21 protein-coding genes and 2 pseudogenes are annotated in these 24204 nt (G+C 32.8%); 3 read left to right on the top strand and 20 right to left on the bottom strand.

The annotated features are described in order from the left end of the window. Positions 1-150: 150 nt before the first annotated feature. From fabV to ACH2BV_RS13920, 8 genes are all read right to left on the bottom strand, one after another. A complete protein-coding gene (gene fabV, locus ACH2BV_RS13955; protein WP_395051376.1) occupies positions 151-1341 on the bottom strand; it encodes an enoyl-ACP reductase FabV in 1191 nt (396 codons plus the stop codon). Between the two features lie 58 nt (positions 1342-1399). Further along, complete coding sequence (gene recN / locus ACH2BV_RS13950) at positions 1400-3052, bottom strand: DNA repair protein RecN (RefSeq protein WP_395051374.1); 1653 nt, start codon at positions 3050-3052, stop codon at positions 1400-1402. 51 nt (positions 3053-3103) lie between these two features. Then, positions 3104-3988: a DUF4835 family protein gene (locus ACH2BV_RS13945; protein WP_395051372.1), complete on the bottom strand. Its 885-nt coding sequence runs from the start codon at positions 3986-3988 to the stop codon at positions 3104-3106. Continuing rightward, complete coding sequence (gene coaBC, locus ACH2BV_RS13940; RefSeq protein WP_395051371.1) at positions 3985-5193, bottom strand: bifunctional phosphopantothenoylcysteine decarboxylase/phosphopantothenate--cysteine ligase CoaBC; 1209 nt, start codon at positions 5191-5193, stop codon at positions 3985-3987. Before coaBC ends, ACH2BV_RS13945 begins: the two co-directional genes overlap by 4 nt. A gap of 9 nt (positions 5194-5202) precedes the next feature. Further along, positions 5203-5520: a DNA-directed RNA polymerase subunit omega gene (locus tag ACH2BV_RS13935; RefSeq protein WP_300101646.1), complete on the bottom strand. Its 318-nt coding sequence runs from the start codon at positions 5518-5520 to the stop codon at positions 5203-5205. Positions 5521-5528: 8 nt separating this feature from the next. Beyond that, positions 5529-6335, bottom strand: a complete 807-nt coding sequence (locus ACH2BV_RS13930) for an outer membrane protein assembly factor BamD (protein WP_395051369.1) — start codon at positions 6333-6335, stop codon at positions 5529-5531. A gap of 133 nt (positions 6336-6468) precedes the next feature. Then, on the bottom strand, positions 6469-7356 hold the full coding sequence (gene dapA, locus ACH2BV_RS13925; RefSeq protein ID WP_395051368.1) for a 4-hydroxy-tetrahydrodipicolinate synthase: 888 nt from the start codon (positions 7354-7356) through the stop codon (positions 6469-6471). 9 nt (positions 7357-7365) lie between these two features. After that, on the bottom strand, positions 7366-7884 hold the full coding sequence (locus ACH2BV_RS13920; RefSeq protein WP_395051366.1) for a DUF6913 domain-containing protein: 519 nt from the start codon (positions 7882-7884) through the stop codon (positions 7366-7368). Between the two features lie 48 nt (positions 7885-7932). On the opposite strand from ACH2BV_RS13920, the gene ACH2BV_RS13915 reads away from it, so the two are divergent. Next, on the top strand, positions 7933-8712 hold the full coding sequence (locus ACH2BV_RS13915) for a 5'-nucleotidase C-terminal domain-containing protein (RefSeq protein WP_395051365.1): 780 nt from the start codon (positions 7933-7935) through the stop codon (positions 8710-8712). Between the two features lie 187 nt (positions 8713-8899). After that, positions 8900-9811: a bifunctional metallophosphatase/5'-nucleotidase gene (locus ACH2BV_RS13910; RefSeq protein ID WP_395051364.1), complete on the top strand. Its 912-nt coding sequence runs from the start codon at positions 8900-8902 to the stop codon at positions 9809-9811. On the opposite strand, the gene ACH2BV_RS13905 is transcribed toward ACH2BV_RS13910, so the two are convergent. The 9 genes and pseudogenes from ACH2BV_RS13905 to rpsF form a co-directional block, all read right to left on the bottom strand. Beyond that, the gene (locus tag ACH2BV_RS13905) at positions 9797-10492 is read right to left on the bottom strand and encodes a hypothetical protein (RefSeq protein WP_395051362.1); all 696 of its coding nucleotides are present in this window, start codon (positions 10490-10492) and stop codon (positions 9797-9799) included. The two genes, ACH2BV_RS13910 and ACH2BV_RS13905, sit on opposite strands and share 15 nt — an antisense overlap. 7 nt (positions 10493-10499) lie before the next feature. Then, positions 10500-10733, bottom strand: a pseudogene (locus ACH2BV_RS13900) (BRCT domain-containing protein); the annotation flags it as partial. Positions 10734-10913: 180 nt separating this feature from the next. After that, positions 10914-11375: pseudogene (locus tag ACH2BV_RS13895) on the bottom strand (exonuclease domain-containing protein); the annotation flags it as partial. Continuing rightward, positions 11372-13813, bottom strand: coding sequence for an NAD-dependent DNA ligase LigA (ligA, locus tag ACH2BV_RS13890; RefSeq protein ID WP_395051361.1), 2442 nt, complete (start codon positions 13811-13813; stop codon positions 11372-11374). The gene ligA and the pseudogene ACH2BV_RS13895, both read right to left, overlap by 4 nt. Positions 13814-13888: 75 nt before the next feature. Then, entirely contained in the window at positions 13889-14362 is a 474-nt protein-coding gene (locus ACH2BV_RS13885; RefSeq protein ID WP_395051360.1) for a DUF6495 family protein, read from the bottom strand. 73 nt (positions 14363-14435) lie between these two features. After that, positions 14436-17636, bottom strand: coding sequence for a carboxypeptidase regulatory-like domain-containing protein (locus ACH2BV_RS13880; protein WP_395051359.1), 3201 nt, complete (start codon positions 17634-17636; stop codon positions 14436-14438). A 95-nt stretch (positions 17637-17731) separates the two neighbouring features. Continuing rightward, positions 17732-18175, bottom strand: a complete 444-nt coding sequence (rplI, locus tag ACH2BV_RS13875; RefSeq protein WP_395051358.1) for a 50S ribosomal protein L9 — start codon at positions 18173-18175, stop codon at positions 17732-17734. Positions 18176-18243: 68 nt separating this feature from the next. Beyond that, entirely contained in the window at positions 18244-18540 is a 297-nt protein-coding gene (gene rpsR / locus ACH2BV_RS13870) for a 30S ribosomal protein S18 (protein ID WP_007138295.1), read from the bottom strand. A 5-nt stretch (positions 18541-18545) separates the two neighbouring features. Continuing rightward, a complete protein-coding gene (rpsF, locus tag ACH2BV_RS13865) occupies positions 18546-18887 on the bottom strand; it encodes a 30S ribosomal protein S6 (protein WP_194313191.1) in 342 nt (113 codons plus the stop codon). Positions 18888-19053: 166 nt separating this feature from the next. Here rpsF and ACH2BV_RS13860 point away from each other — a divergent pair, with 166 nt between their 5' ends. Then, the gene (locus ACH2BV_RS13860; protein ID WP_395051357.1) at positions 19054-19749 is read left to right on the top strand and encodes a LytR/AlgR family response regulator transcription factor; all 696 of its coding nucleotides are present in this window, start codon (positions 19054-19056) and stop codon (positions 19747-19749) included. Here ACH2BV_RS13860 and priA read toward each other — a convergent pair. Genes priA through nadC form a run of 3 tightly spaced genes read right to left on the bottom strand, consistent with a single transcriptional unit; the run spans position 19746 to position 24034 of the window. After that, positions 19746-22196, bottom strand: a complete 2451-nt coding sequence (gene priA, locus ACH2BV_RS13855; protein WP_395051356.1) for a primosomal protein N' — start codon at positions 22194-22196, stop codon at positions 19746-19748. The genes ACH2BV_RS13860 and priA overlap by 4 nt on opposite strands. After that, on the bottom strand, positions 22197-23165 hold the full coding sequence (locus tag ACH2BV_RS13850; protein ID WP_395051355.1) for a YihY/virulence factor BrkB family protein: 969 nt from the start codon (positions 23163-23165) through the stop codon (positions 22197-22199). Between the two features lie 11 nt (positions 23166-23176). Continuing rightward, the gene (nadC, locus tag ACH2BV_RS13845) at positions 23177-24034 is read right to left on the bottom strand and encodes a carboxylating nicotinate-nucleotide diphosphorylase (protein WP_395051353.1); all 858 of its coding nucleotides are present in this window, start codon (positions 24032-24034) and stop codon (positions 23177-23179) included. Positions 24035-24204: the final 170 nt, after the last annotated feature.

The raw sequence follows: 24204 nt of genomic DNA, 5'->3' as shown, positions 1-24204 counted from the left end.
AAAGTGCTTGTAACAGGATTTTAAAATCCTGTTACAAGTACTTTTTTATTGTCTGAAAACAACGCTAATCAAAATAAGCAATGTTTTTCAGTGTCCTCCGTTTTTCGTGATGGTTTTAACATTTAAATATTTAAAATATCTAATATTTCTTTAAACTATGCTCGAAACGCCAACCATTTCGTCAGCATCTGCTTTATAATCGACTCCTGCGAATTCAAAGCCAAAAAGGTTTAAGAAGTCTTTTCTATATCCTTCTAAATCTCCTATTTCTGGTAAACTTTCTGTAGTAGCTTGTTTCCACAACGTAGCAATTTTTTCCTGAACATCGTCACGCATTTCCCAATCATCAATTCGAATTCTTCCTTTTTCGTCCGTTGGAATTGGTTTCCCCGTAAACAATCTGTCTTGATATAAACGTTGGATTTGCTCAATGCAGCCTTCGTGAATTCCTTCTGCTTTCATAATTTTGTACAACAATGAAATATACAAAGGAATAACCGGAATAGCTGAACTTGCTTGTGTTACCAATGCTTTATTCACGGATACAAATGCTTTTCCTTCGATAGATTTTAAACTATCTGTAATAGCAAAAGCTGTAGCTTCAAGATGATCTTTTGCACGACCAATAGTTCCTTTTCTGTAAACTGCCTCGGTTAATGATGGTCCAATATAAGAATATGCAACAGTTGTAGCGCCTTTCGCCAAAAGATTTTCCGCTTTCAAAGCATCAATCCACATTGCCCAATCTTCGCCGCCCATTACAGCAACAGTATTTGCAATATCATCACCTTGACAAGGTTCTATACTAATATTAGAAACTAATCCTGTATGAAAATCAACGGTTTTATTAGTGTAAGTTGTTCCAATTGGTTTCAAAACTGAACGATGCAAAACTCCAGTAACAGGATGAACACGAACAGGAGAAGCTAAACTATAAATTATTAAATCAATTTGACCTAAATCAGCTTTTATCAAATCTAAAGTCTGTCTTTTAACTTCATTTGAAAATGCATCTCCATTAATACTTTTTGCATACAATCCTGCTTTATGAGCTTCGTTTTCAAAAGCTGCCGAATTATACCAACCTGGCGAACCTGGTCTTCCTTCAACGGGAGGTTTTTCAAAAAATACACCAATCGTTGCAGCATCAGAACCAAAAGCACTAGTAATTCTTGAAGCTAAACCAAATCCGGTTGAAGCTCCTATTACTAAAACTTTCTTTGCTCCTTCGATGTGTCCTTTTGATTTTACGTATTCGATTTGATTTTTTACGTTTTGTTCGCATCCTTTTGGGTGTGATGTCAAACAAATAAATCCTCGCATTCTAGGTTCTATAATCATATATTAAAGGTTATTCGGTTATTCTGTATTTTTAAGGTGACAAATATAAGGCATTTCTTTAGTTCAGCAAGGCTTTTGCGTGGTTTAATGCTGAATCAGAAACTACAGTTCCTGACAACATTTGCGCTATTTCGACAATGCGTTCTTCGCTGGATAATAATTTTAATTCAGATTGTGTGTCTTCGCCAATAGTTGATTTTGAAACTTTGAAATGCGCTGTTCCTTTTGCAGCTATTTGTGGCAAATGTGTAATAGCAAAAATTTGCATCGTCTGACTCATTTCCTTCATAATTTCTCCCATTCTGTTGGCAATTTCTCCAGAAACTCCTGAATCAATTTCATCAAAAATTAAGGTTGGCAATTTTGAATATTGAGCCAAAATTGCTTTAACAGCTAGCATAATCCTTGACATTTCGCCGCCGGAAGCCACTTTTTTCAATAATCCAAAGTCAGTTCCTTTATTAGCCGAAAATAAAAACTGAAGCTCATCTTTTCCATTTTCAAAATAAGTTGAAGTGGAATTAATGTCAATTTTAAAACGAACATTTGGCATTCCCAAAGTTTCTAAAATTGAAATTAGCTTATTGGATAAAACAGGAATGGAATCAATTCTTTTCTTGTGAATAGTATTTGATAAAGCATCTAATGTTGCCGTTTTCTGTTGAATTGAATTGGTCAAAGCTAAAATTTCGGATTCTAAATTTCCTATTTCTAAAAGAGATTCATCCAACTTATTTTGAATCTCCAATAACTCGTCAACTGTGGAAACTTGGTGTTTCTTTTGCAAACTGTAAATCATTTGCAACTTATGGCTGATTAATTCCAATTGCTCCGGATCATTAATTAGTTTCTCTGAACATCGATTTAATTCATCCGAAATATCATCAAATTCAATGGTTAGACTTGTAATTCTTTCTAATAAAAAATGATATTCTGGCGAAAAGGAAGCAATTTTTTGCAAGGAAACTTTGATTTCCTTCAAATTGTGTATCACTCCTATTTGTTCTTCATTGGCTATAGCCAAAGACTTGTCAAGAGATTCTTTTATAATTTCGACGTTATTGAGTTTTTCAAAATCTGCTTCAAGAGATTCTTGTTCGCCTGATTTCAAATTTGCTACAATTAATTCGTCTAATAAAAAAGTGTTGTATTCCTGTTCTTTGTAAGATTCTGCTTGTTTTTTTAATAGCGAATTCAACCTGGATTTATCCGATTTATAGCTTTTCAAAAGCATTTGGTAATCCAAAATAGTTGATTGATTATCAGCAATCGCATCAATAATTTCGAACTGAACATTCTCTTCAGAAAGTTCCTGTGTTTGATTTTGGGAATGAATATCAATAAGGAACAAACTCAATTCCTGCAGTTCTTGAAGATTTACAGGACTGTCATTTATAAAAGCTCTAGATTTCCCCGAAGGAAGAATTTCACGACGAATGATGGTTTCATCTTCATAATCTAAATCATTGGCTTCAAAAAAGGGAAGTAAATTGTATTTTGAAATATCAAAATGAGCTTCGATAATACACTTTTCTTCTTTGTTTTTAAGTGAAGTTAAATCGGCTCTTTTTCCTAAAACCAGACCTAAAGCTCCTAATATAATAGATTTTCCAGCACCAGTTTCTCCTGTAATAATCGAAAAACCTTTTGAAAAATCGATAGCTAATTTTTCAATTAAAGCGTAGTTTTTTATCGACAGGGAAGTTATCATTTATATAATTTTATGAGAAAAAACAGAAATTGTAAAAAAAATCGAAACCAATTAATACTTAATCAGTGCCCATTTACTGGAGTTTAATGGGGAAGTTTTATTCAAACTTTCCACTAAATCCGTTATGGAAATACTTGGTCCACCTGAAAAAATAGAAACTATTTCATCTGATTTGGCATCAAAAAACACTCGAGTCACAAATGCATTTGGTTTTACAGAATTTAATTTTCCTAAATTAAGCAAAGAATTTTTAATTTTTTCTTTTGCAGATTTCAAATCCTGACTCATTATATCTAATCCGGAGTGATAGGCAAATGAGGTTTGACGAACGTCATTATATACTGGAGCTAATAAATCGTTCACTAAAAAATACCTGCTTTGATTTCCGTCAGTTTGGCTCCAGCCTTTATAACCACTTTGTTGAGCAACGTTAGAAATATTTTGAGCAATTTCAAAATAAGAATTTCCAGCTAATGGCACAAAACTATCAGCATCCATTCCTAATATTATATAGCTGTAAAAAGAAACTACAGAAACCAGATTAGATTCAAATTCGGCCGGATTAAAAATTAAACTTTCAAATTCTGCATATCTAAAACTAAAATCCTTATCATTAAAATTAAATACTGGCGATGAGTAAGAAGAATTATAGATAAGTCTTGAAGACTGAACCTGAATAGTTGCGGTAAATTGATCTGATTCATTCGATGAAATATTGATAAACATCGAACAGTTAATTTTTTCGTTTTGTTTATACGTTAATGCTGTCCAATGGGTTTGATTAACAAACTCACTTAATGAAGTTTCTAAAGTCTTGAAAACCTGTTGGTTTGCATTATTAAGTTTTTGTGTATTTACCGTCACAGTGCAGTTCAACTCTTGAGAATGAGCAAACCCAAATGTAAGTAACAAGAAAAAAGTAATTATTCTGGTCATAAAAAATGTGCTATTACTTTGTTTAAAATATCATCGGCAACTGCTTCTTTCGATTTTAATTCCATTGGTTCAACTTTGAAATTTTTATCAATAAAAGTAATTTTATTAGTTGGTTTTCCAAAACCGGCTCCCTCATCCTGTAAAGAATTAAGAACTATCAAATCTAGGTTTTTTTTCTGAATTTTCAACTTTGCATTCTCAATTTCATTTTCTGTTTCCAAAGCAAAGCCAATTAAAAACTGATTTTTCTTGATTTCGCCCAATGAAGCCAAGATATCTTTCGTTTTTTCGAGTTCAATTGTAAAATCTTCCGCCGTTTTTTTTATTTTTTGTTGCGCAATATTCTTTGGCTTATAATCAGCAACAGCTGCTGCTGCTATTGCCACATCAACATCATCAAAATATTGATGGCAAGCATCATACATTTCCTGTGCTGAAACAACACGAATCACTTTTACCAAACTATTCTCCATTTTTAAATGGGAAGGTCCAGAAACTAAAATTACAGAAGCTCCAAGATTTACGGCACTTTGTGCTATATCAAAACCCATTTTCCCTGAAGAATGATTTCCTATAAAACGCACAGGATCTATTGCTTCGTATGTAGGACCAGCAGTAATTAGTATTTTTTTTCCTTTAAGAGGCAATTTACTTTCTAAATCTGCTTCCAAAAATAAAACAATATGTTCTGGTTCAGACATTCTTCCTTCGCCTGATAAACCACTTGCTAATTCTCCACTTTCGGCGGGAATCATTGTATTTCCATACTGTTCCAATTTCTTAAAACTAGCAATTGTAGATGGGTGAATATACATATCCAAATCCATTGCCGGAGCAAAATAAACGGGACATTTAGCCGATAAATAAGTAGCTAATAAAAGATTATCGCAAGCACCATTTGCCATTTTAGACATGGTATTTGCTGTTGCGGGAGCAATAACCATCAAATCTGCCCAAAGGCCCAATTCGACGTGGCTGTTCCATTTTTCATTATCTTCGTCTTGGTCGTAAAAACTAGAATAAACGGGGTTTTTAGATAAGGTTGATAACGTAAGTGGCGTTATAAAATCCTTAGAAGCAGGTGTCATTATCACTTGGACATGTGCACCTGCTTTTATGAAAAGTCTAACTAATGTAGCTGTTTTATAAGCTGCAATTCCACCGGAAATACCCAGTAAAATTTTCTTTCCGCTTAAAACTGACATTTATAGATATTATTTATTTCCTTCTCTGTGGTAGATTTTACCATCTAACCATTCTTGAACTGCCAAAGCGTGTGGTTTAGGCAATTTTTCGTAGAATTTTGAAACCTCAATTTGTTCTTTGTTTTCAAAAACTTCTTCAAGACTGTCATTGTAAGTAGCAAACTCTTCGAGTTTTTCTGTCAATTCTTTTTTGATTTCAGAATTGATTTGATTTGCTCTTTTAGCCATAATTGTTATAGCTTCATACACATTTCCTGTAGGCTCTTCAATAATATTTTTATTGTAAGTGATTGTGTTTACCGGAGCATTTGTCTTTCTTAAATCCATGACTTTATTTATTTAGTGAAATTTTTTAAATCTGTTTCAATCGTTGCAAACATTTCGTCCGCAGTCTTTTTGTATTTTGTATCGGGTTTAAATTTTATCAAATTCGTATATGCAACTTTTGCTGCATTTAATAACTCTTTCTTTTTTGAAGGAACACAATTTATTGCTGATTGATAAGAGGTATCAAAGATGTAATATAAAGCATCTTCTTTGTATGGCGTTCCAGGATAATCTTCAATAAAATTATTTAAAGCCACCAATGCTGGCTTAGATTCCAAAGTATAACTCATAGTAGTGTTATATTGCTTTGCATTTTCAAAGACTTTTTTCTCTATTTTTTCATTTAAAGCTCTCAAAGTTTTATTGGCTTCTGGTAAATAGGTCGAATTTGGATACGTATCTATAAACGACTGTAGCTTGTCAATTGCTTTAAAAGTATCTGTTTGATCTAAACTATATACTGGTGAAAGCATCGAAAAGCATTTTGCTCCTAAATAAGCTGCTTCTTCCGCTTTTTCACTTTTTGGATAACCAGAAACAAAACTTTCAAATTGATAAGCCGCCAAATAATACTGTTTCGTATTATAATAGGACATAGAAAACATATAAAATAATTTCTCTGCTTGAGGTTTTCCTCTATATGCAGGTGCAATTTGCTCAATAAGTCTAATTGCGTCGTTATATTTACCAGCATCATATAATTTAGTAGCCATTTCAAACTTTACAGCAACATCTTCGGTTTTTAATGCTTTTTGATATTCGCTACAAGAAGCGAAAAGAACAACAATAAGAAATAGTGATACTAATTTTTTCATTTTTTTTATTTACTTTTTTTATGATTTAGAAGAAAGCCAAACTTTCAAAAACCATACCGAAGTTTCGGTGGCAAATTTAGGTATTAATTTAGCCACTTCAAAATATATTTTTTTATTAAAAAAGGAAGGTTTTTTATGTCAATTTATTGATTTTTTTGACAAATCCATCAATTCGATTGGCAAGTGATTCGTCAACTTTTACTAATGGCAAACGAACTGTATTGTCCGCTATTCCCAGTGACTGAAACACTTGTTTGATTCCTGCAGGATTTCCTTGTTCGAAAATCATATCGATACAATCAGAAAAAAGGTATTGCAATTTAAAGGCGTCATCTACTTTTCGATTTAAGCCTAAACGCATCATTTCGGAAAATTCTTTTGGAAAACCCTGAGCAATTACAGATATAACGCCAGAACCTCCTGCTAAAACCATTGGTAAAGCAATCATATCATCCCCAGAAAGTACAAGAAAATCTTTGGGTTTATTTTTTAGCAATTGCATTGCTTGAATAATATCACCAGCTGCTTCTTTGATAGCCACAATGTTTTTGAAATCATTTGCTAACCGTATAACTGTTGCCGGCAAAACGTTGCTTCCTGTTCTACTTGGAACATTATACAAAATAACAGGAATTGGAGAAGCTTCAGCAACAGCTTTAAAGTGTTGGTAGATTCCTTCTTGAGTTGGCTTATTATAATAAGGAGAAATAGAAAGTATCGCTGCAAATTGCGACAAATCTCTATTTTTAAGTTCCTCTACAACTTCCATCGTGTTATTCCCTCCTACTCCAAGTACCAAAGGCAATCTTCCATTGTTAGTTTCGATTATGGTTTTAATTACAAATTCCTTTTCATCCTGAGACATAGTTGCATTTTCGGCTGTTGTGCCAAGTACTACAAGGTATTCAACTCCTCCATCTATAGAGAAATTTACTATTCTTATTAATGCTTCTGTATCAATTGAAAAATCTCTTTTAAAGGGGGTAGCTAGGGCAACACCAGTTCCTATTAATGATTGCATAATTTGTTTTTATATTTTATTTAACACTTTTAAATACCTGAATAATTCGTGAACAAAAACCTTATAATTCTCGGCATTGGTATTGATCATCATATGGTTTAATCTCTTATCTACTGATGAAAATCCAACTTTAAAATGAGCTTTAGAACTGTGGGTTATTTTTAGTAAAAATGCTTTCTCCACATCATAATAACTTATTAATAAATCGAATTTTTCGTTAATGAAATCATTTACTGCCGGATTCGTGATTTGCGCATTCCAATTTACATGATTTGCACCAAATGTTGGTTGAGAATACACTTCATTTTTCTTCCATTTATCTCTGTAAACAATAATTTTAATATTGCTTTCAAGAATTCCATTGGCAATCAATTCGTTTACCAAAGCTTCTTTTTCGAAAAAATAACTTTCATCTACAAGCAAACCAACTGTTTGTATAGACTTAGTTGATGTACTTGCCTTGACATTATGCAAATTATTTTTTAAAATTTTAATTAAAAAATAATCCTTTATATAATTTAAAAACATATTACTTTTACCTGATTACAAAATTAATTAAATTAAGTCGCATTACAGATGGTAAATCTAAAAAAGTATAATGGTGTTTCGAAACTTTTTGTTATATTCTTAACACTTTTATTAATTATTTCCTGTGCTAAACAAAGTTACTATGTTTCCAAAATAGAGGGGAAACGAATAACAATTACTGACAAAGAAACTCAAGATTCGCAAATTGAAAACTATGTAAGACCTTATCGAGAGCATATCAACAAGGATTTAGACAGTATTTTGGCTTATTGTCCGGTGACTTTGGATAAAAGTGATGGCAAATGGCAAACCACTATTGGCAATTTGATGGCAGATGTCACGTTACAAAGAGGGAATATAGTATTCTTGGCTCGAGAAAAAAAGGAAATCAATTTATGTATCCTTAATAATGGTGGGATTCGCGCTATGCTTCCAAAGGGAAATGTTACCACCAGAACTGCTTTTGAAATAATGCCTTTTGAAAATGGACTTGTTGTTATAGCATTAAAAGGAGAACAGATTTTTGAATTGGTCGACTACTTTATTGCTACAAAAAAACCACATCCTTTATCAGGAATTACGTTTACAATTAGCAAAGATAATATCGCAAAAAACATATTGGTGCAAGGAAAACCAGTCGAAAAAGACGCTATTTATTATGTAGCTACCAATGATTATTTATCGAATGGCGGTGATAATATGAATTTCTTTAAAAAGGGAGTTCAAAAATATGATCTAGACTGTAAATTAAGAAATGTGTTAATTGATTATTTTAAGGAAGTGGATACGATTCCGATGATAAATGACGTGAGGATTAGTGTTGAATAAAATTCAGGTTGCATATTGCAAGTTGCAGATTTTAAAAAAGTGTTGAATAAAGCAAAAAATATATAGCTATTATATTGTCTAGCCCCGATTGAAGAGGAAATCCCACGCTTTTTTGCGTGGATTGAAACGGAAAGCGGGACATGAGCAAAGCGAACTGACGAAGTAAATAGCTCCAAAAAAAATAAAAATGAAAAGAAGAGATTTTATAGAGAAAACGGCTGCAAGTACGGCGTTATTGAGTTTAGGTTTATCGTTGAGCAGTTTTAAATCAGATATTAAACATATAACGATACTTCATACTAATGATGTTCACAGTCATATCGATCCTTTTCCTATGGATGATCCTCGAAATCCAAATATGGGTGGCGTTGCCAGAAGAGCTTCATTGATTGAAACCATTCGCCAGGAAAATTCAGATGTTTTACTACTTGATGCCGGTGATATTTTTCAAGGAACTCCCTACTTTAATTATTATGGCGGCGAGCTGGAATTCAAATTGATGAGTATGATGAAATATGATTTGTCAACCATTGGCAATCACGATTTCGACAATGGTGTTGATGGTTTAACAGCTCAAATGCCTCACGCTACATTTGAATTTGTTTCAGCAAACTACGACTTTAAAAATACTACGATGGATGGTTTTGTAAAACCGTTCAAGATTTTTAATAAAAATGGAATAAAAATTGGCGTTTTTGGACTTGGAATTGAACTCGAAGGCCTTGTAGATAAAAGAATGTACAAAGAAACTGTATATAGTAATCCTTTAGAAAAGGCACAAGATATGGTTCGGATCCTAAAACAAGAAAATAAATGTGAATTGGTTATTTGTCTTTCTCACCTTGGATATAAATACAGCAAAGAAGATTCGAATAAAATATCCGACTTGAAACTGGCTGAACTTACAAAGGATATTGACTTAATTATTGGTGGTCACACGCACACTTTTTTGGACAAACCAACTGTTGTAAAAAACCTGGATGGTAAGGAAGTTTTGGTTAACCAAGTGGGTTGTTATGGTATAAATCTAGGTCGAATTGATTTTTATTTTGATAATGACAAGTCAAAATCTTCTGTTGGAAAATCAATTATTGTTTAATCTTTCGATTGACATAACAAATTTATAAAAAGCATAATAAACTGCTGTATTCAAAATCATAGCTATAGGCCGAAGGCTAATTGGAGATAAATCTGAGAGATAATATTTCTCAATAAAAACAATGAAATATTGGCTAACGGATAGCAGTCCAAATATAAATAACCAAGTCGTATCTTTTTTACCATTATTCATTACATAATCAGATAAAGCTATCCCTGCAATTATAGAAATCAAAATATTTTGGATTATCAAAATCCCATAACTTCTAGATGTTAATTCACTTGTTATTGACAATAAATAGAAGAAAAAGAAAATAAAAGGAATCATTGCTATAAGCAAAGGAATAGAATCCTTTAGCTTTATTAATTTGATGATGTAATAAATCATCAGTAATCGATGTATAAAAAAGGCAATCAACCCCAAAAATAACATCAATTCTGTGTTAAAAATAAAAAACACATTGGTAATCAATGAAAATAATATTATCCAGAAAAAAAGTGGGTTTCTTCGAAGGGATGTATTCCAATAGAGACCCATCAAAACAATTGAAATTAATGGTTTAAAAACAAAGAGAAAAGGCTTATATGAGAACAATTCCGCTGTAACTTCAATTGTGGCCACAGTGAAATACAATGTTATAAATAAATTTTCAAGACTGTTTTCTTTATTAAAAATCCTCATTACTTATTTATTTGTTTTCATTAATCAATTCCATAAAATCTGTTTCTGAGATTATTGGAATATTTAGTTTTACTGCTTTCTCCAGTTTAGCTGGACCCATATTAGCTCCGGCAATCACATAATCAGTTTTTGTGGAGATGGAACTTCCCACTTTTCCGCCGTTATCTTCAATCGCTTTTTTCAAATCGTCTCTCGAAAACTGTTCGAAAACGCCAGTAACAATAAGAATTTTACCCGAAAGTATGTTGGTTTGTATTACAGAAATTGGAGGATAAGTATTATTCCTTTTTACAACTTTAACTTTATTAAAGTAAATATCAACCGCAGATTTATTTCTAGAACTTATTCCTGTTTGATATTGCCCGATTCTTAAAATATTATCTTCATCAATTTCATTACATAAATAATTAAAAATTTGACCACATACAAATGCATCATCCAAAGCATTATGGTGACTTTTTTGAATTATATTTAAATGCTTTGCAACTATATCAAGTCCAAATTTTTCCAAGTTAAAAGTATTTTGAGACATTTTTAATGTACAAAAACTTTTAAAATTTGGAATTTCTATTTTATAATGATTTAAAGTTTTAAGTAAAACATTAATATCCGTTGAAGCCTGATGTGCAACTATGGTTCTGTTGCAAAAAAAATGTGAAATCTCATTCCATATTTCGTCAAATTCCCTTTCATTAATTACATCTTCTAAATAAATTCCTCCATTTTTACTTGGATTAATTGGACTAAACTTTAGGTCTATAGGTCTAATTAACGATTCATATTTATTTGCAACTTCCCCATCTATAAACTCAACGATACCTATAGAACAAGGTATATGTCCATAAGACATCTCGAAATCGACTGCTACAAAATTGTTTTTCATCTTATCAAATCATAAAATTCATATTTCGAAATCATTTTGACATTGTCTTTTATAGCTTTTTCTTTTTTAGCTGGCCCCATATTGTCTCCAACAATTAAATAAGAAGTACTTTTTGAGAGTGAGCCAACATTCTTTCCTCCATTTTCTTCAATAATTTTCTTGAGTTCGTCTCTTTCAACATCAAAAGTTCCTGAAATAACAAATGTCAAACCTTCTAATTTGTTTGATGATAATTCTTTCTCTTCAACATTAAAAATCAATCCACAACTTTTCAACTTATCAATTATTTCAATGTTATGCTTATTTGCAAAAAAGCTAATAATGTTTTTAGCCGTGCTTACGCCTACATCCCTAATTGCTGTTAACTCTTCGAAAGAAGCTCCAATTAATCTATCAATACTTTTAAAATGAAAAGCTAAATTCTTCGCACCAACTTCACCAACATCATTAATCCCGATCGCAAAAAGAACTTTTTCAAAAGGTATCTTTGCTGAGTTTTCTATTGATTCAATTATGATTTTAGCTGATTGTTCTTTTATCCCTACTCTATTTCTATCAGCTACACTTGCAACAAAAGCTTCGAATTTTTTATCATTTCTTAAGCTTTCTAAATTTAATACATTATCAATATAACTCATATCATTCAATGACGATTGCATAAAAATGTCATTAAAGAAATAATTACTAAACTTTACATCCAACAAATAATTTAATGATACATAATGATCAAAAGAATTATACCTACTTTCATTAATATAAATTATAGATGATGCAAATTTGTCACAGAAAATTTTAAACTTCTTAATATCTATGTTTAATTCTGAAATACTCAAATTAAGAATGTCAGCGATTTTTGTAATTTCTCTTGCAATTTTTTGGCATTCAACAAGAGTCAAATTTCCCCAATTTTTTGATAGCCCAAAAATTGCTTTATCTAATTTTACTTGAAGTTGATTTTGGTTTTTTAATCCTGCATCATCATTGTCTAACCATTTTTCAAGACCAAAAATATCATTGTATTTTAAAAAATATAAATCAGAATAATCTATAATTTTTTTATTAAAAAACAACAAATCGATTGTACCACCACCTAAACTGTCAATGTTCATGGCCTTTTTACTAACAAAATGTTTTATTCGTCCAATAATTTGTGGTGGACATCCATAAAAATTAGGACAATAATGATTGGCTTCGCTTTCGCCACGAATTAATTCCGTTTGGCATTCAGGGCAATGCGTGATGTATTTTGTAGGTTCTGAATTGTCAGGTCTTTTGCTAAAATCAACCGCGATAATTTTCGGGATAATTTCCCCTCCTTTTTCTACAAAAACTGTATCACCAATACGAATATCTAATTTTTCGATTTGGTCTGCATTGTGCAAAGAAGCACGTTTTACAATAGTTCCGGCCAACTGTACCGGTTCTAAATTTGCAACTGGAGTTATCGCACCTGTTCTTCCTACTTGGTAGGAAATGGAATTCAATTTTGTTGAAACCTGTTCTGATTTGAATTTATAAGCAATTGCCCAACGAGGTGATTTAGCAGTAAATCCTAATTCATCTTGATGTTCGAACTGATTCACTTTTATCACCACACCATCAGTTTCATAAGGAAGACTATGTCGGTGAACATCCCAATAATCAATAAATTGGAAAACTTCTTCTAAATTATTAGCGAACTTGGCTTCTTTTGGCACTTTGAAACCCCAATTCCTGGCAGTTTCTAAACCTTCAAACTGAGAATTAAATGGCAATTTATTTCCAATAATGAAATATAATAAACAATCCAAAGGTCTTTTTGCAACCTCAGCACTGTCTTGCAACTTCAAACTTCCAGAAGCAGTATTTCTAGGATTCGAATATGGTAATTCCCCAATTTCGATTAATTCCTGATTCATTTTTTCGAAGCCGGCAAAAGGTAAAATGATTTCGCCACGAACATCAAATTTATCGGGGAAATTTCCTTTTAACTTTAAAGGAATTGATTTAATTGTTTTAATATTATTGGTAACATCATCACCTTGAACACCATCTCCACGAGTTACGGCGCGTTTTAGCTTTCCGTTTTCATAACTGATACTTATTGAAGCTCCATCATATTTAAGTTCGCAGGTGTATTCTAATGGAACTTCACCCAAAACTTTCTGAACACGCTTTTCCCAGTCTAATAATTCTTCTTTGGAATAGGAATTATCCAAGGAATACATTCTGTACTCGTGTTTTACGGTTTCAAAGTTTTTGGTAATTGTTCCTCCTACACGTTGCGTTGGTGAGTTTTCGTCAAAGAATTCAGGATGTATATCTTCTAACTCTTGAAGTTGCTTTAATTTCAAATCAAATTCAAAATCCGAAATGATGGGTTTGTCCAACACATAATAATTATAGTTGTGTTGGTTTAATTCCTCTCGTAATTTTTGAATCGTATTTTGAATATCCATAGAAAATAAAATTGGCTATTTTAGCTTTTTAAATAAAGGACTAAAATAACCAATTTAATAGAAAAAACGATAAAATTACGATTCAATAATCGAAATAATTTGTTTATATAATTGTCCGTCGCTTAAAAACGACCCTTGTTGTATTAATCCAAAAATAGAAGTATTGCGTTCCTCGGTAAATACTTTTTTGCCAGTCTTCATCTCGATGGTCTCAGTAAACATATTGTCACTCAACCATTGTAGGCCTTCTTTAGTGAGAAAATCAGTTTCTGGAACCAATGATTTCAAAACAATAGATTGCACATAAGTATCAAAACATTGAAAAAGGAAAATATGATTTTTGGAAAAATGTTCCAAATATTCTGCTCGACCAAGAACACCTTCCCAAACTAAATCTGAGAAAACATCCAATTCTTGCTCGGCTACTTCAGGTTTCTCTATTTTAATTTTATCCCATTCGGCTTTATCAATAGCTTGAGTAGCAAGGAAATTAATAAATTCTTGGTGCAATTCCTCGAATTGTTCTTTCGTTAATCTTGAGTATTTCATTAAATTATTTTATTGTATTAAGCGTAAAAAAGCCCTCTCGAATGAGAAGGCTAATTTAAAGCTTTTCTGATAATTAGAAAATATATCTAATACCAAATTGCATTTGCCATCTTGAAGCTAAACTAGCATCATAACTAAAAGTTTCTTTTTGTGTTCCGTTGAAAGAATATGTAGGTGTATTTCCAGTTACAGAAACCCCAATTGGTTGAACACTTATTGGAGCTTGAACTAATCCCCAATCTGAACTTATTAAATTACCAAAATTCAAGATATCAATACTAAATTGGATTGTATTAGTTTTTGTTGAAGCAGAAGATACTTTAAAATTATAATCTTGTAAAATCTTCATATCCCACTTTCCTCTCCAAGGAGACAAAGCACCATAACGCTCAGCATATTGACCTCTACGTCCACTTAAATAATCATCTTGGCTGATAAATTTATCAAAAGCTGCTGCTTGACCAGCACCTGAAAAAGTCATAGATTGAATTTCAGCAGTAGTTGGTACATAAAGTAAATCATTCGCACCAGAACCATCATTATTGATATCTCCACCATAAGTATAGCTGAATCTACCACCTTGAGCATATTCAAAAACAGTAGAAACGGTTGTAGCCCATTTGTCTTTTCCGTATTCCCATTTTTTTGATCCAACCCCAATAAAACGATTGTTATCGCCATATTTAGAATTAGAAAGGACATCTTTATTTACATCTCCCAATGCAGGATTAAATGCAAAAGCATCTCCAGTAATTTCTGCTTCTATAGAGTTAACATCTTTTGACACCATATAATTATAAGCTAAACTAGCATATAATCCGTTATCAAAATTCTTTTGAACTTTAAAAGAAGAGTTAAAAGCATAACCTTTATTAGAATTAGTCATCACATATGCATTATTTGCACCTTTATCTGCAGCAAGATATATAGCTCTATCATCTGATCCAGCTAATGTTCCAGTAGGTGTTTTCAAGCCCCAATTTTGAACATGAACTCCATTGATGTCCTTATTGTATGACATATCAATAGTTAAGATATAATTATTCTTGAATTTGTGATCGTATCCTAAACTAGTTCTCCATACTTGTGGCCATTTATAATCAGGATCCATAATTTGCAAAAATCCATCATCAGCGCCACTTACTTGATTCCCTAACCACACAAAAGGAATTCTTCCTGTAAACACTCCTGTTCCACCTCTCAATTGAGAAATGTTTTCCCCTTCCATATTCCAGTTGAAACCGAGCCTTGGAGACCATAGAATTTTATCAGAAGGTAAATCCGTAGAAATTAATTTAACCGGTTGTCCTGTTGCAGGATCATAGTAATCTATATTTTCGTTACGTACATTACCACTTGCAGCATTAACATCTACATACTTTTGAATTAAATCGGCTGTGTTGAAGTACAAAGGTTTATCAGCCCTTAAACCTAAAGATAATTTAAAATTATCATTTAAATTCCAGTCATCTTGAGCGTAGAAAGCAACTTGACCTACATTCAACTCAGCCAATTTCCAACCACCAATTTCTCCTACTCCAATTTTGCTTTTAGCATTGTAAGTATCAATGGCATTTTGCATATTAATAGCAACAATACTTTGAGCGTATGGTTTAGCAGCATCTGCTAAAAAATCTGCAACTGTAAAATAAGGGGAGAAAAATAAGCCCGCGTAACCATTTGGATTACCGAAATTCTCATAACCCGTCAAGTTAAATGAATTTTTGAAAGCGAATTTCTCAAATGAAGCACCAAATGTAAACTCATGATTTCCTTTAACATAACTTAAGTTATCAGAGATTTGAAAAACTTTTTGATCTAGAGTATTATTTATAGAAAAAGGTTCGTGACCTGCAATTATATAATTAGATCCTGCCCCATCTTTTATATTAATAACTGGTGCTGGTGTCGAAAATGGATTTCTAAAATCATTAAATGAGGTATATCCTGTCTGTAATTTATTAGAAATTTTTTCACTAATTTTTGAATTCAATTCCACTAAGAAGGAACTCAACTCATTATTAATTTCATATCCAGAATTTTGAAATTGAAGTATAGAAGCGCTTGGACCTCTAAATCCTAAAGCTGTTGGATGAGCTGGTTTATCCTTAGAGGCATCCAAAAAGTTGTAGATGACTGCTAATTTATTATTGTCATTAATGTTCCAGTCTAATTTAATAATTCCCTTACTTGAATTGGAATTATGAACAAATCCTTGATAAGTACCTGGATTATATCCAAAACTTTTCCCTGATGCATCTTTCAAATTTGACAAAGCATTATAAACAGCCAATAAATCACTTTCTAAAACTCTAGATTCATTCACTCCTGTTACTGCATCTCCATTATTAGCAATAAAACTAGACCCTAAATCACTTCTTTTATCAATTTCATAATTAGCAAAAAAGAATAATTTGTCTTTAATAATTGGGCCTCCAATACTAAAACCAGCTTGCGTTTGCTCTAAGGATGGAACGAATATTTTTTCTCCATTCACTTTATTTCCAGTCATATTCTCATTTCTAAAATACCCATAAGCAGTACCGTGAAATTCATTAGACCCTGATTTTGTTACAGCGTTTACAGAAGCACCAGTAAAACCTGATAAAGTTACATCATAAGGAGCAGTTGCTACTTGAATTTGATCTATGGCATCTAGTGATATAGGTTGTGCATTAGTTTGACCTCCAGGTGTTGCAGCATCTAAACCAAATGGATTGTTAAAAACAGCTCCATTCAATGAATAGTTATTATATTGATCATTTCTACCTCCAAAAGAACCCGCACTAGCTGTTGGCTCTAATCTTATAAAATCTTCAGCAGATCTAGAAATAGAAGGCAAAGCCGCTAATTCTTTCCTTCCAATGTTAGTTTCCGCTCCAGTTCTCCCGCTTTTAAAAACTTTATTTTGAGAAGTGATAACTTTTACTTCATCTAATTTTTGATTCTCATCTTGTAATTGTATGTCCAAGATAAAAGGTTTCCCTAATTCAAGATAGACATCATTGAACTCTTCAGTTTTATTGCCAACAAAAGTAACAACAACTTCGTAAGGCCCGCCAATTCTCATATTCAAGATATTGTATCGTCCGTCTTCATTTGAAATACCCGAATATTTGGATCCTGTAGGCGTATGAACTGCCTGAATAGTTGCTCCGGGAAGCGACTCCGAATTGGAACCCTTCACAATTCCTTTTATACTTGAAGTTGTAGTTTGCCCCGTCATAGAATGTAAGGCAAATAAAAGAAACAAAAATGTAACAATTTTTTTCATATTTATTGATTTTTGGTTAGTAGGTAAATTTAGACAAAAAAAAACCACTCAATTTGAGTGGTTTTAATATTTTATAAACAAAGTGTGTTAACAAATTATGCTTTTTCAGCAATGATTTCGTAAGGTAATTCAACTACAACATCTCTGTGTAATCTAATGCTTGCAGCATATTTACCAGTTCTTTTTACGATACCGCTAGTGATAAATTTTCTTTCGATTGTTTGACCCGCTTTTTCCAAAGCTTCAGCAATATCAATATTTGTGATAGATCCAAAAAGTTTTTCTCCACCCGCTTTTGCGAAAATTTTAATTTCCAATGCTTTCAAGGTTTCTGCCAATGCTTTTGCATCGTTAACAACCTTAGCTTCTTTATGAGCTCTTTGTTTTAGATTTTCAGCTAATACTTTCTTTGCAGAAGGAGTAGCCAATTGTCCGTGACCTTGTGGGATTAAAAAGTTACGACCGTAACCATTTTTTACATTTACCACATCGTCTTTAAAGCCTAAATTTTGAACGTCTTTTTTTAATATAATTTCCATGTTGTTGTCCTTTGTTGTTAGAAGTTAGTCCCGATTTTATCGGGACAACAAACTGAGTTTTTTTAATATTATTTTAGCAAATCGGCCACATATGGCATTAATGCTAAGTGACGTGCTCTTTTTACGGCTACTGACACTTTTCTTTGGTATTTCAATGAAGTTCCAGTTAAACGACGAGGAAGAATTTTTCCTTGCTCATTAACGAATTTCAATAAGAAATCAGCATCTTTATAATCAATATATTTGATACCTGATTTTTTGAAACGACAATACTTTTTAGTTTTGTTTGTTTCTATGTTTAAAGGAGTAAGATATCTGATATCTCCGTCTTTTTTTCCTGAAGCTGATTGTTGTAATGTTGCCATAATGATTAAGCTTTTGCAGATTTAAGTTTAGTTCTTCTTCTTTCAGCCCAAGAAATAGCGTGTTTGTCAAGACTTACAGTCAAGAAACGCATCACTCTTTCGTCACGTCTAAATTCGGTTTCAAAAGCAATTAGGACTTCTCCTGCTACTTTGAATTCAAATAAGTGGTAAAAACCAGATTTTTTGTTTTGGATTTCGTAAGCCATTTTTTTAAGGCCCCAATCCTCTTTCGACACCATTTCAGCTCCACGGCTAGTAAGAAAATCTTCAAATTTGCTTACTGTTTCCTTTACCTGAACTTCAGATAAAACGGGATTTAAAATGAAAACAGTTTCATAATGATTCATAAATATGTATGTATTTGTTAATTTGGCTGCAAAAGTAATCATTTTATTTTAAAAAACAAATACTATTCAACTTTAATCGTCATAATGCAAAAAAAACCGATAAAGATTAGGTTATATTAAAAACGTATAGTACTTTTACTATCCCGAATCTTAAATAATATAAATTATGAAACTAAATTGTGTCGTTGTAGATGATAGTTCTATCCAAAGAATGATTATCACAAAGTTAGTAAATAATCACCCAAATCTACATTTAATAGGTGATTTTTCTAACGCAATTGAAGCAAAAGGTTGTATGACCATTCACAACGTGGACTTGATCTTTTTAGATATTGAGATGCCTGTTATTAGCGGTTTCGATTTTTTGGATGGCTTAAAAACAAAGCCCCAAATTATTTTTATCACTTCCAAGGCTGAGTATGCAATGAAAGCATTTGATTATGATGCTACTGATTATCTTCAAAAACCTATCGCAGTAGATCGATTTAATGCCTCTGTAAAAAGAGCCATGGACTTGCATTTGCTAAAATCTGAAATTCACGAAGAAGATGGCGATCATATTTTCATTAAAAGTAACCTTAAAAAACTAAAAATTTTTACTGCTAAAATAAAATGGATTGAAGCTTTTGGCGATTATGTAAAAGTTGTTACCGAAGACGACAGTAATCTGGTTCTTTCTACGATGAAATCTTTCGAAAAAGATCTATCAAAAGACAAATTTGTCAGAGTACATAAATCTTACATTATCAATATTGATAAAGTAGAACGCTTCAACAGTAGATTTGCCGAAATTGGAATCACAAAAATCCCATTAAGCAGACATAAAAAAGAAGATTTAGTGAGAGCCTTAGCTATCAACTAATAAAAATCAACATTTACAGTCACTTTAATTGATCTGTATTGTGCAACTGCCTCAAAACTATTCAGGATTTTCTGGATAGTTTTTTTTGTGCCTTGCAGAGACTGATTTTGTGGAATTTTAATCATTATTGTTCTAATGTATTCATTCCTTATTCTGGAAATTGGCGGTTCTTCAGGGCCAAGTACCGGTATTGTCAAATTTTGTTGCATCACTTGATACAGCCACATTGAACCTTCCTTGAGTTTGTCAAAATCTCTGTGTTTCAAAGTCAACTTTATAAGTTTGAAATAAGGAGGGTATTTATAAATTTGTCTTTCGTACAACTGTTCATTATACATTCCTAAATAATCATTTTGCACTACTTGCCGAATGGTATTGTGGTCTGGATTATAAGTTTGGATAATCACTTTTCCTTGTTTTTCAGAACGTCCTGACCGGCCGGAGACTTGCGTCATCATCTGGAAACTTCTTTCGAAAGCCCTGAAATCAGGATGATACAACATATTGTCGGCATTCATAATTCCCACTAAGCTCACGTTGTCAAAATCCAGACCTTTGGCAAGCATTTGTGTTCCAACTAAAACTTCTACTTCTTGATTCTTGAAACTATCAATAATTTTCTCGAAACCAAATTTACCGCGAGTAGTATCCTGATCCATTCTTCCTACTTTCGCATTTGGAAATAATTCAACCAATTCCTGCTGAATTTGTTCGGTTCCAAAACCTTTTGTAGTTAAATGGATACTTGAGCAAGAATGACAATTCGTTGGCTTTGCCATTGAATAACCGCAATAATGACAACGCAATTGATTCTTGTGTTTATGATACGTCAAACTCACATCACACTGCGGACATTGTGGAACGTGACCACAAGTCATACATTCGACAACAGGCGAAAATCCCCTTCGATTTTGAAACAAAATAACTTGTTCTCCTAATGACAATGCGGTTGTGATTTCTTCGATTAAAGTATCACTAAAATGACCTGACATTTTTTTGCGAAAGTATTTGTCTTTCAAGTCCACCAGTTCTATTTCGGGCATTCTGACGTTGCCGTATCTTTCAGAAATCTCAACCAAACCATATTTACCAGATTGAGCATTAAAATACGTTTCAATACTAGGCGTTGCCGAACCTAATAAAACTTTTGCTTTAAAACTATTTGCCAAAACTATCGAAGCATCACGAGCGTGATATCGTGGAGATGGATCAACCTGTTTAAAAGTTTGTTCGTGTTCTTCATCAACAATGACTATTCCCAAGTTTGAAAATGGTAAAAACAAAGCCGATCTTGCCCCAATGACAATTTGTGCTTTTGGAGATTGTGCCAAAACTTGTTGCCATACTTCTACCCTTTCGTTGTTGCTATATTTCGAATGAAAAACGGCTACTTTATTACCGAAATAATCTCGCAATCGTCCAACTAGTTGAGTAGTCAATGCAATTTCAGGTAATAAATACAGGATTTGTTTTTCTTCTTTTATATACTCTTCGATAAGTTTGATGTAGATTTCGGTTTTTCCGCTGGAAGTTACTCCGTGCAAAAGACACACTTCTTTTTGGGTAAAACTATACTTGATTTCTTCGAAAGCAATTTGTTGTGCTTCACTTAATTGAAGTTGTTCTTCCCGAGTTTTTCCTGAGAAATTTACACGATCTACCTGAATATAATATTCTTCGAAAATTTCTTTATCGATTAATGCTTTTACTATTGTGGAAGATGAATTAGCAATATCAATTAGCTTTTTAACTGTAATAGGCTTTTTCTCCGAAGCACTCAATTGAAAATAACTAAGGACAATTTCCTTTTGTTTATTAGCATTTTTCAGGATTTCCAATAATTTTCTCAGGCCTTCATTTGATTCGTATTTTGAATGTAATTTTACGTATCGAATGAGTTTTGGAGAATAAGTTTCCAACATTTCTTCCTGCAGAACCAGAATATTTTTGTCTATCAATTTTTGGATAACAGGAAAAATATTCTTCTTGTTCAAAATATTAATAATATCCTGCACCTTCAAGGAACTTTGTTGCTGCAAGGCTTCATAAACCAAAAATTCCTCATCCGAAAGCAAGCTTTCATCTACAAAACCATCTTGCCTTTGGGAAATAATGGTTTCGCTTTCCAACAAAAGAGCCGATGGCATTGCTCCGCGATACACATCACCAATGGCACACATATAATAAGAAGCAATCCACTGCCAGTGGGCGATTTGGATTTCCGTTACTATTGGTTTTTCGTCGAGGATTTGGTGAATTTCCTTGGCATCATACAATGTGGGTTTATTTTCGTGAATTTCGATAACCAGTCCCGTATAGATTTTACTTTTGCCGAAAGGCACCGCCACCCGCATTCCTTTTTTAATATAATTATACTCGGCTTCCGAAACGCTGTACGTAAACGTTTTGGCAAGAGAAAGCGGTAAAATTACTTCGACGAAATGCATTTATTGTATCGGATTTGACTCTTCCACATTCTTAGTAGGAAGGTGTGCTTTTGAATGTTTGAGCCTTAATTTATTTATGGATGCATTCAATTCGAATCCGAGGAGTAAAATCATGCAGTTGATCCAAATATAAAACATCAGAATTAATAAGGTTCCTATGGAGCCATACAATTCGTTGTATTTAGAAAATCGAATTACCCAAATTCCAAACCCATAAGAATCCAGCAGTATTAATATTGTAGTAAATACAGAGCCTATAGAAATAAAAGGACCACCTATAAAATGTTTAGTTCCGAATCTGAAAAGGATTGATGTAGTGACTAAAATCATTAGAATTACAAAGGCATATCGTCCTAAAATGATCAACGGTATCTGATCGCTCAACACATCCTGAATAATTGTTTTTTGGATGAAAACCTCAAAAACCACAATTATTGCAATGGTGGCCAACAATAAAATCGACAATACTAGTGACATTCCAAGCGCAACCAAATATTGATGCAAAAATCCTCTTTTGATAAGCACATGCTTTGAAGATTCGAAACCACCAAGAATACCGTTCAAGCCATTTGCCATCAGAAAAATTGACAAGATGAACCCTGTTGACAGCAATCCAGAATGACTATTATTCAGGATATCGTTAACAATGTTAGCAATCGCATCAAAAGTGTTAGGTGGTACTCCTTCTTTTACAAATTGAAGAAAATCCAACTGAAATCCTTCGATTGGAATGTATGGAATGAGATTTAAAATGAACAATGCAAAGGGAAATAATGCCATAAAAAAACTAAAAGCAATGGCACTAGCGTGATAGGTTAGCGCATTTTCCATTATTCCAAGTATATACAGTTCCAATAAATCATAAAAAGACAATCCCGCCAACCATGGCAATTTTATCCGTTTTAGTGGACGAACTAAATTGCGTAAAATGTGGATTCGTTCTATTCTTTCTTCTATTTCTTTACTCATTTTTTAGATTTCTAAAAAGCTTTTAAGCTCAAATCCATATTGTAAACTGAATGCGTCAGCGCACCTGACGAAATATAATCAACTCCACATTCGGCATAAGCGCGAATGGTTTCTTCGTTGATATTTCCTGAGGATTCTGTTTGACATTTATTCCCAATCAAAGCAACCGCTTTTCGGGTATCTTCATAATTAAAATTATCAATCAAAATTCTATAAATTCCTTCGCTTTTTAGAATTTCCATTATTTCATTTAGGTCTCTGGCTTCGACGATGATTTTTAAATCCAGATTTTTTTCTTGGAGATATGCTTTGGTTTTGGCTATAGCCAAAGTAATTCCACCAGCAAAATCAAGATGATTGTCCTTGAGCATTACCATATCATAAAGCGCAAAACGGTGATTTTCTCCACCCCCTATTTTCACTGCCCATTTTTCGCAGGCACGGAAACCTGGAGTTGTTTTTCGTGTATCGAGAACTTGTGTGTTTGTTCCTTGAAGCAAATCAACATAGCTTTTAGTTTTGGTCGCAATGGCGCTCATTCTTTGCATCGAATTGAGAACCAATCTTTCGGCTTTAAGGATGGATTGTGAACTTCCTGAAACATTAAATACTACATCACCATATTTTACAAGAGTTCCATCTGTGATAAAGGGTTCGACTTTTAGATTGCTATCGACATATTCGAAAATCATTTTGGCGAAAGCCACGCCAGCAATAATACCATCTTCTTTGACCAAAAGCTTTGCTTTTCCTGTTGCCGAAGCCGGAATGCAAGCCAAGGAGCTGTGATCGCCATCGCCCACATCCTCACGAATGGCGTTTTCTATAATGAGATGAAGTTCGTTGTTGAATTGTGATTCGCTAATCATTTTTATACTGAAATTTACAGAATGCTAAAATACCATTTTAATTGGTAATTTGAAAATTTGAAACTACTCAGTCAGGGCAAACGCATCATAATTTGATTAGATATTCGAGATAATCGTTATCCCAGCCGGCTTTCTTCCTTTTTCCTTTAATACCAACATTCGTTGTTTTA

Origin of the sequence: Flavobacterium sp., assembly GCF_043780635.1 — a bacterium.
In the GTDB taxonomy this organism is placed as follows: domain Bacteria; phylum Bacteroidota; class Bacteroidia; order Flavobacteriales; family Flavobacteriaceae; genus Flavobacterium.
Note: the sequence above shows the minus strand (reverse complement) of the source record. Positions and strands in the feature narration are given on the sequence as shown.

What these genes read in the sequence shown, in the direction of transcription:
- ACH2BV_RS13860 (WP_395051357.1), top strand. Translation starts at nt 19,054, where the DNA reads ATGAAACTAAATTGTGTCGTTGTAGATGATAGTTCTATCCAAAGAATG.
- ACH2BV_RS13930 (WP_395051369.1), bottom strand. Translation starts at nt 6,335, where the DNA reads ATGAAAAAATTAGTATCACTATTTCTTATTGTTGTTCTTTTCGCTTCT.
- ACH2BV_RS13935 (WP_300101646.1), bottom strand. Translation starts at nt 5,520, where the DNA reads ATGGATTTAAGAAAGACAAATGCTCCGGTAAACACAATCACTTACAAT.
- ACH2BV_RS13915 (WP_395051365.1), top strand. Translation starts at nt 7,933, where the DNA reads ATGGTAAATCTAAAAAAGTATAATGGTGTTTCGAAACTTTTTGTTATA.
- dapA (WP_395051368.1), bottom strand. Translation starts at nt 7,356, where the DNA reads ATGCAATCATTAATAGGAACTGGTGTTGCCCTAGCTACCCCCTTTAAA.
- ACH2BV_RS13885 (WP_395051360.1), bottom strand. Translation starts at nt 14,362, where the DNA reads ATGAAATACTCAAGATTAACGAAAGAACAATTCGAGGAATTGCACCAA.
- ligA (WP_395051361.1), bottom strand. Translation starts at nt 13,813, where the DNA reads ATGGATATTCAAAATACGATTCAAAAATTACGAGAGGAATTAAACCAA.
- rpsF (WP_194313191.1), bottom strand. Translation starts at nt 18,887, where the DNA reads ATGAATCATTATGAAACTGTTTTCATTTTAAATCCCGTTTTATCTGAA.
- rplI (WP_395051358.1), bottom strand. Translation starts at nt 18,175, where the DNA reads ATGGAAATTATATTAAAAAAAGACGTTCAAAATTTAGGCTTTAAAGAC.
- fabV (WP_395051376.1), bottom strand. Translation starts at nt 1,341, where the DNA reads ATGATTATAGAACCTAGAATGCGAGGATTTATTTGTTTGACATCACAC.
- rpsR (WP_007138295.1), bottom strand. Translation starts at nt 18,540, where the DNA reads ATGGCAACATTACAACAATCAGCTTCAGGAAAAAAAGACGGAGATATC.
- ACH2BV_RS13880 (WP_395051359.1), bottom strand. Translation starts at nt 17,636, where the DNA reads ATGAAAAAAATTGTTACATTTTTGTTTCTTTTATTTGCCTTACATTCT.
- nadC (WP_395051353.1), bottom strand. Translation starts at nt 24,034, where the DNA reads ATGATTAGCGAATCACAATTCAACAACGAACTTCATCTCATTATAGAA.
- ACH2BV_RS13905 (WP_395051362.1), bottom strand. Translation starts at nt 10,492, where the DNA reads ATGAGGATTTTTAATAAAGAAAACAGTCTTGAAAATTTATTTATAACA.
- ACH2BV_RS13910 (WP_395051364.1), top strand. Translation starts at nt 8,900, where the DNA reads ATGAAAAGAAGAGATTTTATAGAGAAAACGGCTGCAAGTACGGCGTTA.
- priA (WP_395051356.1), bottom strand. Translation starts at nt 22,196, where the DNA reads ATGCATTTCGTCGAAGTAATTTTACCGCTTTCTCTTGCCAAAACGTTT.
- recN (WP_395051374.1), bottom strand. Translation starts at nt 3,052, where the DNA reads ATGATAACTTCCCTGTCGATAAAAAACTACGCTTTAATTGAAAAATTA.
- ACH2BV_RS13945 (WP_395051372.1), bottom strand. Translation starts at nt 3,988, where the DNA reads ATGACCAGAATAATTACTTTTTTCTTGTTACTTACATTTGGGTTTGCT.
- ACH2BV_RS13850 (WP_395051355.1), bottom strand. Translation starts at nt 23,165, where the DNA reads ATGAGTAAAGAAATAGAAGAAAGAATAGAACGAATCCACATTTTACGC.
- ACH2BV_RS13920 (WP_395051366.1), bottom strand. Translation starts at nt 7,884, where the DNA reads ATGTTTTTAAATTATATAAAGGATTATTTTTTAATTAAAATTTTAAAA.
- coaBC (WP_395051371.1), bottom strand. Translation starts at nt 5,193, where the DNA reads ATGTCAGTTTTAAGCGGAAAGAAAATTTTACTGGGTATTTCCGGTGGA.